At 70.0% G+C, this 14,305-nt stretch carries 12 protein-coding genes and 1 riboswitch; of the genes, 11 read left to right on the top strand and 1 reads right to left on the bottom strand.

Features of this window, described 5'->3' with window-relative positions; all coding sequences use genetic code 11:
* The first annotated feature begins 120 nt into the window (after window positions 1-120).
* The 10 genes from AC1VNH_RS14990 to AC1VNH_RS14945 all read left to right on the top strand — a co-directional run bounded on the left by AC1VNH_RS14990 (window position 121) and on the right by AC1VNH_RS14945 (window position 10,731).
* The gene (locus AC1VNH_RS14990) at window positions 121-1,377 is read left to right on the top strand and encodes an alpha-hydroxy acid oxidase (protein WP_483112315.1); all 1,257 of its coding nucleotides are present in this window, start codon (window positions 121-123) and stop codon (window positions 1,375-1,377) included.
* Between the two features lie 21 nt (window positions 1,378-1,398).
* Window positions 1,399-1,965, top strand: coding sequence for a GNAT family N-acetyltransferase (locus AC1VNH_RS14985; protein WP_483112314.1), 567 nt, complete (start codon window positions 1,399-1,401; stop codon window positions 1,963-1,965).
* Between the two features lie 31 nt (window positions 1,966-1,996).
* Window positions 1,997-2,860, top strand: a complete 864-nt coding sequence (locus AC1VNH_RS14980) for an Fpg/Nei family DNA glycosylase (protein WP_483112313.1) — start codon at window positions 1,997-1,999, stop codon at window positions 2,858-2,860.
* A gap of 64 nt (window positions 2,861-2,924) precedes the next feature.
* Window positions 2,925-3,072, top strand: a riboswitch (FMN riboswitch).
* A gap of 67 nt (window positions 3,073-3,139) precedes the next feature.
* The gene (gene ribD / locus AC1VNH_RS14975; RefSeq protein ID WP_483112312.1) at window positions 3,140-4,195 is read left to right on the top strand and encodes a bifunctional diaminohydroxyphosphoribosylaminopyrimidine deaminase/5-amino-6-(5-phosphoribosylamino)uracil reductase RibD; all 1,056 of its coding nucleotides are present in this window, start codon (window positions 3,140-3,142) and stop codon (window positions 4,193-4,195) included.
* The gene (locus tag AC1VNH_RS14970) at window positions 4,195-4,824 is read left to right on the top strand and encodes a riboflavin synthase (protein ID WP_483112311.1); all 630 of its coding nucleotides are present in this window, start codon (window positions 4,195-4,197) and stop codon (window positions 4,822-4,824) included. The genes ribD and AC1VNH_RS14970 overlap by 1 nt, the downstream gene beginning before the upstream one ends.
* On the top strand, window positions 4,821-6,092 hold the full coding sequence (ribA, locus tag AC1VNH_RS14965; protein WP_483112310.1) for a GTP cyclohydrolase II: 1,272 nt from the start codon (window positions 4,821-4,823) through the stop codon (window positions 6,090-6,092). Before AC1VNH_RS14970 ends, ribA begins: the two co-directional genes overlap by 4 nt.
* Window positions 6,089-6,562: a 6,7-dimethyl-8-ribityllumazine synthase gene (gene ribH, locus AC1VNH_RS14960; protein WP_483112308.1), complete on the top strand. Its 474-nt coding sequence runs from the start codon at window positions 6,089-6,091 to the stop codon at window positions 6,560-6,562. Before ribA ends, ribH begins: the two co-directional genes overlap by 4 nt.
* A gap of 50 nt (window positions 6,563-6,612) precedes the next feature.
* Complete coding sequence (locus AC1VNH_RS14955) at window positions 6,613-6,966, top strand: Fe-S protein (RefSeq protein ID WP_483112307.1); 354 nt, start codon at window positions 6,613-6,615, stop codon at window positions 6,964-6,966.
* Between the two features lie 197 nt (window positions 6,967-7,163).
* Complete coding sequence (locus tag AC1VNH_RS14950) at window positions 7,164-8,603, top strand: MFS transporter (protein ID WP_483112305.1); 1,440 nt, start codon at window positions 7,164-7,166, stop codon at window positions 8,601-8,603.
* A 232-nt stretch (window positions 8,604-8,835) separates the two neighbouring features.
* A complete protein-coding gene (locus tag AC1VNH_RS14945; RefSeq protein WP_483112304.1) occupies window positions 8,836-10,731 on the top strand; it encodes an ABC transporter ATP-binding protein in 1,896 nt (631 codons plus the stop codon).
* Window positions 10,732-10,839: 108 nt separating this feature from the next.
* Here the strand turns inward: AC1VNH_RS14945 and AC1VNH_RS14940 are convergent, their stop codons facing one another.
* A complete protein-coding gene (locus tag AC1VNH_RS14940) occupies window positions 10,840-12,720 on the bottom strand; it encodes a phosphoenolpyruvate carboxykinase (GTP) (RefSeq protein WP_483112302.1) in 1,881 nt (626 codons plus the stop codon).
* A gap of 124 nt (window positions 12,721-12,844) precedes the next feature.
* On the opposite strand from AC1VNH_RS14940, the gene AC1VNH_RS14935 reads away from it, so the two are divergent.
* The gene (locus AC1VNH_RS14935; protein WP_483112300.1) at window positions 12,845-14,281 is read left to right on the top strand and encodes a helix-turn-helix domain-containing protein; all 1,437 of its coding nucleotides are present in this window, start codon (window positions 12,845-12,847) and stop codon (window positions 14,279-14,281) included.
* The last annotated feature ends 24 nt before the right edge of the window (window positions 14,282-14,305 follow it).

Here is a 14,305-nt window from a genome sequence, read left to right as displayed (position 1 = left end):
GCCTTCGAGCCGAACGCAACCGGCGGGTTGACGTCGCCGAGGCCGGGGTCTACTGTACCGCAGAGGTCAGACCAATAGATACGCCCTCTGCGCCGCGTGCTCCCACCTCGAAGGACGACGATGAGTCCCGTCAGCCGACAACTCCCCCAACCGCGCGAACTGCTCGAACTCATGCAGTTCAAGACCCCGGATCTGAACGCGAAGCGTCGCCGCCTCTCTGCGGCGCTCACGATCGACGACCTCCGGCGGATCGCGAAGCGCCGTACTCCGAAGGCCGCCTTCGACTACACCGATGGCGCCGCGGATGGGGAGATCTCGCTGCAGCGGGCCCGCCAGGCGTTCCGCGACATCGAGTTCCACCCCTCGATCCTGCGCGACGTGTCGCGCGTGGACACCAGCACGACGATCTTCGGCGGCCCCTCCGCCCTCCCCTTCGGCATCGCACCGACCGGCTTCACCCGTCTGATGCAGACGGAAGGCGAGTACGCGGGCGCCGCCGCCGCCGGGGCCGCCGGCATCCCCTTCACCCTCTCGACCCTCGGGACGACGTCGATCGAGAACGTGAAAGCGACCAATCCGCACGGTCGCAACTGGTTCCAGCTGTACGTCATGCGCGATCGCGACATCTCGTACGGGCTCGTCGAACGGGCGGCGAAGGCAGGCTTCGACACCCTGTTCTTCACCGTCGACACCCCCGTCGCGGGCGCGCGCCTGCGCGACAAGCGCAACGGATTCTCCATCCCGCCCCAGCTCAGCATCAGCACGGTCGTCAACGCGATCCCCCGCCCCTGGTGGTGGTTCGACTTCTTGACCACACCGAAGCTCGAGTTCGCGTCGCTGACCACGACCGGCGGCACCGTCGGCGAACTGCTCAACAACGCGATGGACCCCTCCATCTCCTTCGAAGACCTCGACATCATCCGCTCGCTGTGGCCCGGCAAGATCGTCATCAAGGGCGTGCAGAACGTTCCGGATGCGCGCAAGCTCGTCGATCTCGGCGTCGACGGACTGGTCCTGTCCAACCACGGGGGCCGCCAGCTCGACCGGGCCCCCATCCCCTTCCACCTGCTGCCGGAGGTGGTGCGCGAGGTCGGACGCGACACCGAGATCGCGATCGACACCGGCATCATGGACGGCGCCGACATCGTCGCCTCGATCGCGATGGGCGCGAAGTTCACGCTCATCGGCCGCGCCTACCTCTACGGGCTGATGGCCGGTGGTCGGGCAGGCGTCGATCGGGCGATCGCCATCCTGGCCGAGCAGGTCGAGCGCACGATGAAGCTGCTCCAGGTGAGCGAGCTCGCCGAGCTGACCCCGGCTCACGTGACCCAGCTGCAGCGCCTGACGCCGCGGTCCACGGGCGACGTCCGGGTCTGACGCGCAGGGTAGCGTGACGGGATGCTGCCCGTCGCCCTTCACACCGCACGACTCGAGTTGTCGGTGCCGACCGCGTCCGATGCCGACGCCATCTACGAGGCCTGTCAGGACGCGGCCATCCCGTTCTTCACGACCGTCCCCTCGCCCTACCCGCGCGAGTACGCCGAACAGTTCGTGGCGCAGGCCGTCGCGCGTTGGGAGGAGCTTTCGCACGCGACCTGGGCGATCCGGCTCGACGGCGCACTCGCGGGAATGGTCGGCCTGCACGATCTGCAGGACACGGGCTCGGCGGAGATCGGCTTCTGGGTATCCGCACCTGCACGCGGGCAGGGCATCGTGCGGGAGGCCGCGGCGGCGGTCATCGACTGGGGTTTCTCGACCGACGCTCTCGAGCTCGTGCGTATGGAGTGGCGCGCGGCCGTGGGGAACACGGCGTCCGCTCGCGCGGCGCAGGCGCTGGGCTTCCGGTTCGAAGGGACCCTGCGCCAGGCACTTCGCAACGGCCACGGACAGCGCAGCGACGGATGGATCGCGAGCCTTCTGGCGACGGATGATCGCACGCGGCAGGAGTGGCCGATAGCCCTCTGACGGCGTCGGCGGTGCGTGGCAGGATGGCGCCATGCCCGAGATGCCGGAGGTCCAGGGACTCGTCGACTTCCTCGGCGCGCGCCTGAACGGCCTCGAGATCACCCAGGCACGGATCACCGCGATCTCCGCACTGAAGACCTACGACCCGCCCATCGAGGTTCTCATCGGGGCCCACGTCGAGACCGTCGCCCGCCGCGGCAAGTTCGTGGACATCGCGACGGATGCGGGCGCGCACCTCGTCTTCCACCTGGCGAAGGCGGGCTGGTTGCGCTGGCACGACACCCTGCCCACGACGGTGATCAAACCGGGCCGCTCCCCCATCGCGCTGCGCGTCGGGTTCGCCGACGGCTCGGGGTTCGATCTCACCGAGGCGGGCACGAAGAAGTCGCTCGCGGTGTCTGTCGTGCGTGAGCCGGCAGATGTTCCCGGCATCGCCAGACTCGGCCCCGACCCCCTCGATCCCGCCTTCACGCGCGATGTGCTGGCGAAGCTCCTCGCCGGTCGCCGCACGCAGACCAAGGGGGTTCTGCGGGATCAGTCGATCGTCGCCGGCATCGGCAACGCCTACTCCGACGAGATCCTCCACGTCGCACGGCTCTCGCCGTATGCGCTGGCAGCCACGCTCGACGACGCCGAGATCGACACGCTGTACTCCGCCACGATCGACACCCTGCGCGACGCGGTGGAGACCGCATCCGGCAAGCCTCCTGCGGAACTGAAAGACGCCAAGCGGCGCGGGATGCGGGTGCACGGCCGCCAGGGCCAGGCGTGCCCGGTGTGCGGCGACGTCGTGCGGTCGGTGTTCTTCGCCGACAACTCGCTCGAGTACTGCGCCACGTGCCAGACCGGCGGCAAGGTGCTGGCGGACCGACGCCTGTCGCGCCTGCTGAAGTGAGATGCGTGTCGGTGCATGTCCGGGAATGAAACGGACGATCCGGCGTTGACTACACTCAGTGCAGAACGTGCTCCGGGGTCGGTGAGAATCCGAACCGGCGGTGACAGTCCGCGAGCGTGATCCTTCGCGAGGAGGGGATCGCCGATCCGGTGGAATTCCGGGACCGACGGTGATGCGACACAGGTCGCGAGTCCGGATGGGAGGCGCACGAGCGCTCAGCGGCGTGTCCGCGAGCGCCGCGACGGCTACCCGGAGCCCGCCGATCAGGAGGCCCGAGAGATGCCGGTGAGCGAGACCGAGGAACGCGCGATGGCGCGAGCGCTGGAGCTTGCCCGGCGAGGCCCCGTCGGGGTGAACCCGCAGGTGGGCGCCGTGCTCCTCTCCCCCGACGGCGAGGTGATCGCCGAGGGCTGGCACCACGGCGCCGGAACGGCCCACGCCGAGGTCGACGCGCTCTCGCAGGCCGATCCGGATGCGGTGCGCGGCGCGACGGCCGTGGTCACCCTCGAGCCGTGCAACCACACCGGCCGCACCGGTCCGTGCGCTCTCGCGCTCATCGAAGCGGGTGTCGCCCGGGTCGTCTACGCGATGAGCGATCCCACCCCGACTGCATCCGGAGGTGCCGAGCGGCTGCGCGCGGCGGGCGTCGAGATCGAGTCCGGCGTCCTTGCCGATCAGGCGCAGGAACTGCTCGCCTCGTGGACCGAGGCTCAGCGGCTGGGGCGCCCGCACGTGACCCTGAAGTGGGCGCAGAGCCTCGACGGTCGCGCGGCGGCGGCCGACGGCTCCAGCCAATGGATCACCGGCTCCGAGGCCCGCGAGGATGTACACCGCCGGCGCGCGAGTGCCGACGCGATCGTCGCGGGCACCGGCACCGTCCTCGCGGACGATCCGGCTCTGACCGCTCGCACGCCCGACGGAGAGCTGCGGCCGGCGCAGCCGCGACCCGTCGTGATCGGCGAACGCGACATCCCGGCCGACGCCGCCGTGCGCCGCCACCCGAAGGAGCCCTGGCACCTGCGCACGCGCGATCTGCGCGAGGCCCTGGCCACCCTGCACGAGCGGGGTATCCAGCGGGTGTTCGTCGAGGGCGGCCCGCACCTGCAGAGCGCTCTGCTGCGCGAAGGTCTCGTGGACGAGATGCTGACCTACGTCGCGCCTGTCCTGCTGGGCGGCGACCGCGTCGCCCTCGACGACCTCGGCGTCGGCGACATCTCCCAGGCGCGCCGCCTGCAGCTGATCGAGGCCCGCCGACTCGGCGACGATCTGCTGCTCATCTCGCGGCCCGCCGCATCCGCCGAAGAATCCCCCTCCGCTCGAGAAGGAGCCCACTGATGTTCACCGGGATCGTCGAAGAGATCGGCACCGTCACCCGCACGGAGCCCTCGGGCGACGGCGTGCGCCTCACGGTGACCGCGCCGCGCGCGGTGTCGGACGCGGCGCACGGCGACTCGATCTCCGTCTCGGGCGTGTGCCTCACGGTCGTCGATCAGGGCGAGGACTGGTTCACCGCCGATGTTATGCGCCAGACACTGGATGTCACCGCGATCGGCGGTGTCACCGCGGGCACGCCCGTCAACATCGAGCGCGCGACGGCCGCCGGCGGACGCCTCGGCGGCCACATCGTGCAGGGCCACGTCGACGGCAGGGGCCGCGTGCTCGAGGTGCGCCCCGGAACCCAGTGGCGCGTCATCCGCATCTCGCTGCCGGCGGAACTCGCCCCGCTCGTGGTCGACAAGGGCTCGATCGCCCTCGACGGCGTCTCGCTGACGGTGAGCGCGGCGAGCGACCCATCGGCCGAAGAGGCGTGGTTCGAGGTGTCCCTCATTCCCGAGACGCTCGCGGCCACGACGCTCGGCGAGCGCGTTCCCGGCGACATCGTCAATCTGGAGACCGACATCCTGGCGCGTCACGTGCAGCGACTGCTGGCCTTCGCCCCCGCAACGGAAGGTGGCTCGCGATGAGTCTGAGTTCCATTCCCGAGGCCCTCGAGGCCCTCGCCGCCGGTCGCCCGGTGATCGTCGCCGACGACGAGAACCGCGAGAACGAGGGCGACGTGATCCTCTCGGCGCAGCTCGCGACCCCCGAGTGGATCGCGTGGACGGTGCGCTGGTCGAGCGGCTTCATCTGCGCCCCCATGCCCGCGGAGTGGGCGGACCGCCTGGATCTTCCTCCGATGGTCGAGGTGAACCAGGATGCGCGCGGCACCGCGTACACGGTGAGCGTCGATGCCGCATCCGGCGTGACGACCGGTATCAGCGCCGCCGACCGGGCGCACACCCTGAACGTGCTGGCGGATCCCGCGTCCGCGCCCTCGTCGGTGAACCGCCCTGGCCACATCCTGCCGCTGCGCGCGGTGGACGGCGGCGTGCGCGAGCGCGGCGGCCACACGGAGGCTGCTGTCGACCTCATGCGGCTGGCAGGGCTCGAGCCCGTCGGTGCGATCGCCGAGATCGTCGACGAGGACGGCAGCATGATGCGACTTCCGGGGCTCATGGCGCTCGGCGAGCGCGACGGCATCCCCGTCATCACGATCGAGCAGCTCGTCGGCTACCTCGACGAGGTGGATCCCCGCGAGGAGCCCTCGACCGCGTCGTCGCACCGCCGACGGGTGAGCCTGCGCGCCGAGGCGACGGTCCCCACCGCACACGGCGAGTTCCGCTTCCTGGCCTACAAGGACCGCGTGACGGGCACCGACCACCTCGCCGTCGTCAAGGGCGAGCTGGATGACGCGCCGCTCGTGCGCGTGCATTCGGAGTGCCTGACCGGCGAGGCTTTCGGTTCACTGAAGTGCGAGTGCGGTCCGCAGCTGGATGCGGCGCTCGACCGCATCGAGAAGGACGGCGGCGTCGTCGTCTACATGCGCGGGCACGAGGGTCGCGGCATCGGCCTCATCAACAAGCTGCGCGCGTACAACCTGCAGGAGCGGGGCCTGGACACGGTCGACGCGAACCTGGCACTGGGTCTTCCCGCCGACGCGCGCGACTACGCCGCCGCCGCGGGGATCCTCGCCGACCTCGGCGTCGAGCGGGTGCGGCTGCTGACCAACAACACCGACAAGGTCACGCAGCTGCGCGCCCTCGGCCTCGACGTCGTCGAGCAGGTCCCGCTGCTCGTGGGGGTCGGCCCCAACAACCATCAGTACCTCGCCACCAAGCGCGACCGGATGGGACACATCATCGCGGACGAGGACCTCACCGAAGCGCTCGCGCAGATGAAGGAGAACCGATGAGCGGCCACGGCGCCCCCCAGCAGACCGAGATCGACGCCCGCGGCCTTCGGGCCGTCATCGTCGCCGGTACCTGGCACAAGACGATCAGCGACGGGCTGATCGCCGGTGCGGAGCGGGTGCTCACCGCATCCGGCGCCGACTACACGCTCGTGCGCGTCGCGGGTTCCTTCGAACTCCCCGTCGTGGCCAAGGCGGCGCTGGAGTCCGGCGCCGACGCGGTCATCGCCCTCGGTGTGATCATCCGGGGCGGCACACCCCACTTCGAGTTCGTCTCCTCGGCCGCCACCGACGGCCTGACCCGCGTCGCCCTCGACACCGGCAAGCCCGTCGGCTTCGGGGTGCTGACCCTCGACGACGAGAAGCAGGGACTCGATCGCGCGGGGCTCGCCGGCTCGAAGGAGGACAAGGGCGCAGAGGCGGCGGATGCGGCACTGCGCACCGCTCTCACGCTTCGCGAGCTCCGCGGCTGAGCGATTCAGGAGGACAAACCTTCAGTAATACATAAGGTATGGTGGCGGGCATGGAGATCCTGCGTCACATCGTCGTCCTCGTGCACCTCGTCGGCTTCGCCATCCTCTTCGGAGCATGGGTCGTGGAAGCCGCCAGCCGCCGCATCCGCATCACCCGCCTGATGAGCCTCGGCATGACCGTCGCCGCGGTCGCCGGCCTGGCCCTGGCCGCCCCGTGGGGCATCGATTACGAGCTGAACTACGTCAAGATCGGCGTCAAGCTCGTGGTGCTCCTCATCATCGGCGCGCTTCTCGGCATCGGTGCGGCCCGCCAGCGTCGCACCGACACGCTGCCCGCGGCCATCTTCTGGCCGATCGGCATCCTCACCCTCGCCAACGCCGCCATCGCCGTCATCTGGCGCTGAGGAGCTCGCGTCCCGGCCCGCCTCGGCGCCGGGACGCGAACCTGGGCGTAAACTGTGTGTTCGTGCGCCGGCGACACCGCCGACGCCCCGGTGACCCAGCGATGTGACGCCCGGTGCACCACCCCCGCCCGAGCACTCGCCGCCGGCGCGTTCCCACGAGGACGCCTCTCGCTCTTCCGACAGGTCTGTCCTCCCCCATGTCTTCTGCCACCGCAACGGCTCCCGCGAACTCCCGCGCCCGCGTCATCACCGCGAGCCTCGTGGGAACCACCATCGAGTTCTACGACTTCTACGCCTACGCGACCGCCGCGGTCCTCGTCTTCCCGATCCTCTTCTTCCCGACCGGAGACGACACCACCTCGCTGCTCGCCTCGTTCGGCGTCTTCGGCGCCGCGATGATCGCGCGCCCCATCGGGGCGTTCGTGTTCGGGCACTTCGGCGACCGCTTCGGCCGCAAGGCGACCCTCGTCGCGTCCCTGCTCACGATGGGGGTGGCGACCTTCCTCATCGGATGCCTGCCCACGTACCAGGTGGTCGGCTGGTGGGCGGCGCTGCTGCTGCTCGTGCTGCGCCTGGCTCAGGGATTCGCACTCGGCGGCGAGTGGTCGGGCGCGGCGCTGGTCGCGACCGAGAACGCACCGAAGGGCAAGCGTGCCTGGTACGGCACCTTCCCGCAGCTCGGTGCGCCGATCGGCTTCATCATCGCGAACACGATCTTCCTCGCGATCAACTTCGCCCTCCCGCATCCCGACGGCACCGCGCAGCGCTCCGAGGCGTTCCTGGCCTGGGGGTGGCGTGTGCCGTTCCTGTTCTCGGCCGTCATGGTGATCATCGGCCTCTGGGTGCGTCTGCGCCTGGTCGAGTCCGACACGTTCCAGAAGGCGGAGAAGAAGGGCGCGCTGCGTAAGTTCCCGCTGGGCGAGGTCATCCGGGGCCACTGGCGTCCGCTGATCCTCGGCACGTTCATCATGCTCGCGACCTACGTGCTGTTCTACCTGATGACGAACTTCACCCTCACGTACGGCACCAAGCCGACCCTTGCGGGCGCGGAGGCGGCGGCGCAGGCATCCGGCACGGCCTTCGACGCCGGCGTCTATGTCGCAGGGCAGGGCTTCGGATACATCGACTTCGTGATCATGCAGATCATCGGCGTCGTGTTCTTCGGCGTGTTCACGCTGCTGTCGGGACCGGTCGCCGACGCCATCGGGCGCCGCAAACTCCTCATCTGGGTCACGTCGGCGATCATCGTGTTCGGCCTCACGTTCAACCTGTTCCTGCTGCCGATGACCGACCCGAAGTTCACGGGCGCGCTCACGCAGGCGTTCCTCGTCTTCGGGTTCATGCTGATGGGTGCAACCTTCGGGCCGATGGGCGCGCTGCTGCCGGAGCTCTTCCCGACGAACGTGCGCTACACCGGCTCGGCGATCTCGTACAACGTCGCCTCGATCCTCGGTGCGGCCGTCGCCCCCTCGATCGCGCTCGGACTGTGGGCCGCCGCCGGCGGGCAGCCCTGGCTCGTGGGCCTGTACCTGTCGGGGTCGGCCGTGCTGACCCTCATCGCACTGATCCTGTCGAAGGAGACCCGCGACATCGACTACGACGAGAACCTCGGGCTCGGCGAGACCGCGTCGCTGTAGCCCGCCGCGTCCTCATTCCGCATACCCTCCCCCCGCTTCCCTTTTCCCGCGAGACTGCACTTTCGTCACGAGATCACGGGTAAACCCCGTGATCTCGTGCAATAGATACAGTCTCGCGGTCTTGGGGGCGAGGGATGCGGGAGAGGGACGGATGCGGTGCCCCGAGGCGGCGACCGGGGTGCGCGAGCGGAGGTACGGTCGAGGGAGGAAATCCCGCCGATCGAGGTCGCCCATGTCCAGCCCCGCTCCCGCCCGCCGCAGTCCGTTCGCGCGCCCCAAGAAGGATGACGGACCGCGCGCCAGCCTGCGCCAGCTGCTGCCGTTCCTCTTCGAGCACAAGCGGGTGCTCGTGGTGGTCACCGTGCTCAGCATCGTGGCCGCGGTCACGACGCTCGCGCAGCCGCTGCTGGTGGGCGAGTTGATCGCCCGCGTGCAGGCGGACGAGGCCCTCGGACTGCTCGTGTGGGGTCTGGTGGCGCTGGTCGTCGGCTCGTCGCTGGTCTCCGGCTATCAGCACTACCTGCTGCAGCGCACGGGCACCGCGGTCGTCTTCTCCAGCCGTCGCCGGCTGATCGCCCGCATCCTGCATCTGCCGATCCGCGAGTTCGACGCCCGCCGCACCGGCGACCTCGTCTCGCGAGTGGGAACCGACACGACGCTGCTCTACGCGGTGCTCACGCAAGGGCTCGCCGACTCGGTGGGCAACGTGCTGATCTTCGTCGGCGCGGTCATCGCGATGCTGCTGATCGATCCGCTGTTGCTCCTGCTGATCCTCGTCGTCATCGGCGCCTCGATCGCCGTGGTGGGCGTGCTGAGCGGACGCATCCGCCGCGCGACGCGCGAACAGCAGGAGACGGTGGGCGAGCTCGCCTCGGGCGTGGAGCGCGCGGTGAGCTCGATCCGCACCGTGCGCGCCGCCGGCGCCGGCGACCGCGAGCAGGCGAGCCTGGAAGACGTGGCCCAGCGCGCGTACGGCAGCGGCGTGCGTGTCGCGAAGGCCTCCGCTCTCGTGGTGCCCGTCGCCGGGGTCGCGCTGCAGCTGTCGCTCCTGGTCGTCCTCGGCGTCGGGGGCTTTCGCGTCGCCTCGGGCGCGATCACGATCGCCAGCCTCGTCACCTTCGTGATGTTCCTCTTCTTCCTCGTGCAGCCGCTCGGCTCGTTCTTCGGCGCGATCACCTCGGTGAGTCAGGCGCTGGGTGCGCTCGGCCGCATCCAGGAGGTCCTCGATCTGCCGACCGAGACGCAGGACGACGCCCAGATCGCAGCCCACGCCGCCCCGCCGACGGATGCGGACGCCACCGACATCGCGGTGGAGTTCCGCGACGTGCACTTCCGCTACCCTGCGGCCGTCGCCGCCGCCCGCGCCAAGACCGAGGCGGAGGCACGTGCCCTTCTCGAGGTGGCCCGCGTGGACACCTCTGCGCTCGAAACTGTCGCGGACGACGAGGGCGACGTGCTGCGCGGTGTCTCGCTGCGCGTGCCGCGGGGATCCCGCGTCGCACTGGTGGGGCCCTCGGGCGCGGGAAAGAGCACGACCCTCGCCCTCATCGAGCGCTTCTACGACCCGACGACGGGCGCCATCCTGCTCGGCGGCCGCGACATCCGCACCCTCGATCGAGAGGAACTGCGCGCTCAGCTGGGGTACGTGGAGCAGGACGCTCCGACGCTCGCGGGCACCCTCGGCGACAACCTGCGTCTCGCTTCCCCCGACGCGAGCGATGAGGCGTGCGAGGCGGTCCTTCGCGCCGTCAACCTCGGCGAGGTGCTCGACCGCTCCCCCGAGGGACTCGCCGCGCCCGTCGGCGAGGGCGGCGTGATGCTCTCCGGTGGTGAACGCCAGCGCCTGGCGATCGCCCGCGCCCTGCTGGCGGCTCCCCCCATCCTGCTCCTGGACGAATCGACCTCGTCGCTGGACGGGCTCAACGAGCAGCGGATGCGGGAGGCGATCGACGCCGTCGCGGAGGGACGCACCCTCATCGTGATCGCCCACCGGCTGTCGACCGTCGTCGACAGCGACCTCATCGTCGTGATGGACCACGGCCGGGTCGTCGGCGCGGGGACGCATTCCGAACTCGTCGCCGAGGTGCCCCTGTACCGCGACCTCGCCAAGCACCAGCTCCTCGTCTGACGCCGACGGCCCCGTTGGAGGGACGCGAAACGCGACCCACGCGGCGTCCGCACCGCATCCCGCGTCCCTCGAACGCCCCAACACCCGGCCGGCGGCCGGCGCCAGTGGTCAGGCGCGAGCGAGGCGGTAACGCAGGGATTCGAGCTCAGCGCGCAGAGCCGACGGGATGCGGTCGCCGAACGTGTCGAAGAACTCCTCCGTCAGCTCCGCCTCCGCCAGCCACGACTGCGGGTCGATCGCGAACAGCTCCGCCAGATCCGTGTCCGTGACATCGGTGCCCGCCAGGTTGAGGTCCTCGGGGCGGGGCAGGCGTCCGATCGGGCTGGGCTCGGCGGGCACCTCGGACTCGAGACGGCGCACGATCCACTCGAGCACACGCACGTTGTCGCCGAAGCCGGGCCAGAGGAACCGGCCGTCGGCGCCGCGGCGGAACCAGTTGACCTGGAACACCCGCGGCGCGCGGTCGAAGCGGAGCGAGCCGCCCACCTTGATCCAGTGCGCGAAGTAGTCCGCCATGTTGTAGCCGCAGAAGGGCAGCATCGCGAACGGGTCGCGGCGCAGCTTCTCCACGGTCCCCTCCGCGGCGGCCGTGCGCTCGGACGAGATCGTCGCTCCGAGGAACACGCCGTGCGTCCAGTCCGTGGCCTCGACGACGAGGGGCACGTTGGTGGCGCGGCGCCCGCCGAACAGGATGGCGTCCAGCGGCACGCCCTCCGGCGTCTCCCAGTCCTCGGCGACCTGGGGGCACTGCGCGGCGGCGACCGTGAAGCGCGAGTTCGGGTGCGCGGCGGGTCGTCCGGACTCCGGCGTCCAGGGGTTGCCCTCCCAGTCGATCAGCTCTGCCGGAGCCTCGTCGGTCAGACCCTCCCACCACACGTCACCATCGGGGCGCAGCGCCACGTTCGTGAAGATCGTGTTGCCCCACAGCGTCTCGACAGCCGTGGCATTGGTGGACTCGCCCGTGCCCGGCGCCACACCGAAGAAGCCGGCCTCCGGGTTGATCGCCCACAGGCGTCCGTCCTCGCCCGGCCGCAGCCACGCGATGTCGTCGCCGAGCGTCTCGACGCGCCATCCCGGGATGGTGGGGCGCAGCATCGCGAGGTTCGTCTTGCCGCACGCCGACGGGAACGCCGCGGCGACGTGGTAGCGCTTGCCCTCGGGGCTGATGACTCGGATGAGCAGCATGTGCTCGGCGAGCCAGCCCTCGTTGCGCCCGATCACCGAGGCGATGCGCAGCGCGAAGCACTTCTTCGCGAGGATCGCGTTGCCGCCGTAGCCGGAGCCGTACGAGTAGACCTCGAGCGTGTCCGGGAAGTGGACGATGTACTTGTCGTCGTTGCACGGCCACGCGACGTCGGCCTCGCCGGGCGCCAACGGAGCACCCACCGAGTGCACGGTGCGCACCCAGTCGGCGCCGTCCGCGATCTGCTGCAGCACAGCCGTGCCGACCCGGGTCATGATGTTGATCGATACGACGGCGTACGGCGAATCGGTCACCTGCACGCCGATGTGCGAGAGCGGACCACCGACCGTGCCCATCGAGAAGGGGACGACGTACATCGTCCGCCCGCGCATGGAGCCGGCGAACAACGCATCGAGCTTGCCGCGCATCGCGGTGGGGTCCGCCCAGTTGTTGGTGGGACCCGCATCCTCCTCCTTCTCGGAGGCAATGAAGGTGCGCCCCTCGGTGCGCGCGACGTCGCTCGGGTGTGAGCGCGCGAGGTACGACCCCGGACGCCACTCGGGGTTGAGCTTGATGAGAGAACCCGCATCCACCATCGAACGCAGCAGCATGTCGTTCTCGGCCTGCGATCCGTCGACCCAGTGGATGCGGTCGGGCTCGGTGAGGGCGGCGATCTCGTCGACCCACCGGGTCAGCGCGGCCATGCCGGGCCCGGATGCGGCCGGACGAGCACCGTAGGTCGTCGCCGTGCGGGCGGCGGTGGGGCGCGCGGGGGCGCTCGAGGTGTAGCTCTCAGCAAGGGCCATGATCACTCCAGTCGGCATCAGCGGCGTTCAGAACGTGGGTTCCCTGCAAGAATGACGCCCCACCCTCCCCCTTTTCAGAACGAAGTGGTCGAAAGAGTGTCGTTTCTTTCGCTATTCTCAAAACATGCCCTCGACGACCATCGAACTGGCGACCCTCGGTCACCGCATCCGTCATTTCCGCACGGCGGCGGGGCTCACCCTCGATGAGCTCGGGGCCACCGTCGGTGTCGCCGGCAGCCACCTGAGCCTCATCGAGAACGGCAAGCGCGAGCCGAAGCTGTCGCTGCTGCAGGAGATCGCGGCGGCCACCGGCACCCAGCTGGCCGAGCTGCTGTCGACCGAGCCCCCGAACCGTCGCGCGGCGCTCGAGATCGAACTCGAACGCGCGCAGACCTCGCACGCGTTCCGACAGCTGGGCCTGCCGCCGATCCGGGTCACGAAGGCGCTCAGCGACGAGACGATCGAGACCGTGCTGGGACTGCACCACGAGTTGCAGCGCCGCGAACGCGAGGCCATCGCGACGCCGGAAGAGGCCCGCCGCGCCAACACGGACATGCGGCTTCGGATGCGGGAGATGAACAACTATCTCCCCGACATCGAGAAGCTCGCCGAGAAGCAGCTGAAGTCGGCCGGTCACACCTCCGGCGCCCTCACGCACCGCACGGTGAGCATCATGGCCGAGCAGCTGGGCTTCGAGCTCATCTACGCGGGCGACCTGCCCGCATCCACCCGGTCGATCACCGACCTCGAGAACGGGCGGATCTACCTGCCACCGGCCTCCATTCCGGGCGGCCACGGCCTGCGGTCGATGGCGCTGCAGGCGATGGCGCACCGGCTCCTGGGCCACCAGCCGCCCAAGGACTACGCCGAGTTCCTGCAGCAGCGGCTGGAGATCAACTACTACGCCGCGGCCTGTCTCATGCCGCCGGCGCCTGCGGTCGCGTTCCTGCAGCAGGCGAAGAAGGACCGCAACCTCGCCGTGGAGGACTTCCGCGACGCGTTCGGCGTCACGCACGAGGCGGCCGGGATGCGGATGACGAACCTGCTGACCGAGCACATCGGCATCCGGCTGCACTTCCTGCGCGTCGCCGGCGACGGCGCGATCTCACGTGTCTACGAGAACGACGACCTGCCGCTGCCGATGGATGTGACGGGCGCGGTGGAGGGGCAGATCGTGTGCCGCAAGTTCGCCGCCCGCGCCGCCTTCGCGGAGCAGAACCGCACGACGGAGCACTACCAGTACACCGACACCCCGTCGGGCACGTTCTGGTGCTCGACGCAGACCGGCACGACCCACGACGGCGAGTTCTCGATCACGGTGGGCGTGCCGTTCGACGACGCGAAGTGGTTCCGTGGCCGCGAGACGGCGAAGCGGGCGACGTCGCAGTGCCCCGACGAGGCGTGCTGCCGCCGCCCGTCGAGCGAGGCGGCCGAACGATGGGAGGGGCGCGCGTGGCCGAGCGCCCGCGTGCACATGCAGATGTTCACGCCGCTGCCGCGCGGCGCCTTCCCCGGTGTCGACGACAACGACGTGTACGACTTCCTCGACCGGCACGCCTGACCCTCCGCGCGAGAGTATCCGTTC

It is taken from the genome of Microbacterium sp. KU4F (assembly GCF_056868075.1).
This window is presented reverse-complemented; position numbering and strand designations above follow the sequence as displayed.

Bases quoted from the DNA above. Each gene is read 5' to 3' on its own strand.
- AC1VNH_RS14990 (WP_483112315.1), top strand. From the start codon at position 121: ATGAGTCCCGTCAGCCGACAACTCCCCCAACCGCGCGAACTGCTCGAA.
- AC1VNH_RS14985 (WP_483112314.1), top strand. From the start codon at position 1,399: ATGCTGCCCGTCGCCCTTCACACCGCACGACTCGAGTTGTCGGTGCCG.
- AC1VNH_RS14980 (WP_483112313.1), top strand. From the start codon at position 1,997: ATGCCCGAGATGCCGGAGGTCCAGGGACTCGTCGACTTCCTCGGCGCG.
- ribD (WP_483112312.1), top strand. From the start codon at position 3,140: ATGCCGGTGAGCGAGACCGAGGAACGCGCGATGGCGCGAGCGCTGGAG.
- AC1VNH_RS14970 (WP_483112311.1), top strand. From the start codon at position 4,195: ATGTTCACCGGGATCGTCGAAGAGATCGGCACCGTCACCCGCACGGAG.
- ribA (WP_483112310.1), top strand. From the start codon at position 4,821: ATGAGTCTGAGTTCCATTCCCGAGGCCCTCGAGGCCCTCGCCGCCGGT.
- ribH (WP_483112308.1), top strand. From the start codon at position 6,089: ATGAGCGGCCACGGCGCCCCCCAGCAGACCGAGATCGACGCCCGCGGC.
- AC1VNH_RS14955 (WP_483112307.1), top strand. From the start codon at position 6,613: ATGGAGATCCTGCGTCACATCGTCGTCCTCGTGCACCTCGTCGGCTTC.
- AC1VNH_RS14950 (WP_483112305.1), top strand. From the start codon at position 7,164: ATGTCTTCTGCCACCGCAACGGCTCCCGCGAACTCCCGCGCCCGCGTC.
- AC1VNH_RS14945 (WP_483112304.1), top strand. From the start codon at position 8,836: ATGTCCAGCCCCGCTCCCGCCCGCCGCAGTCCGTTCGCGCGCCCCAAG.
- AC1VNH_RS14940 (WP_483112302.1), bottom strand. From the start codon at position 12,720: ATGGCCCTTGCTGAGAGCTACACCTCGAGCGCCCCCGCGCGCCCCACC.
- AC1VNH_RS14935 (WP_483112300.1), top strand. From the start codon at position 12,845: ATGCCCTCGACGACCATCGAACTGGCGACCCTCGGTCACCGCATCCGT.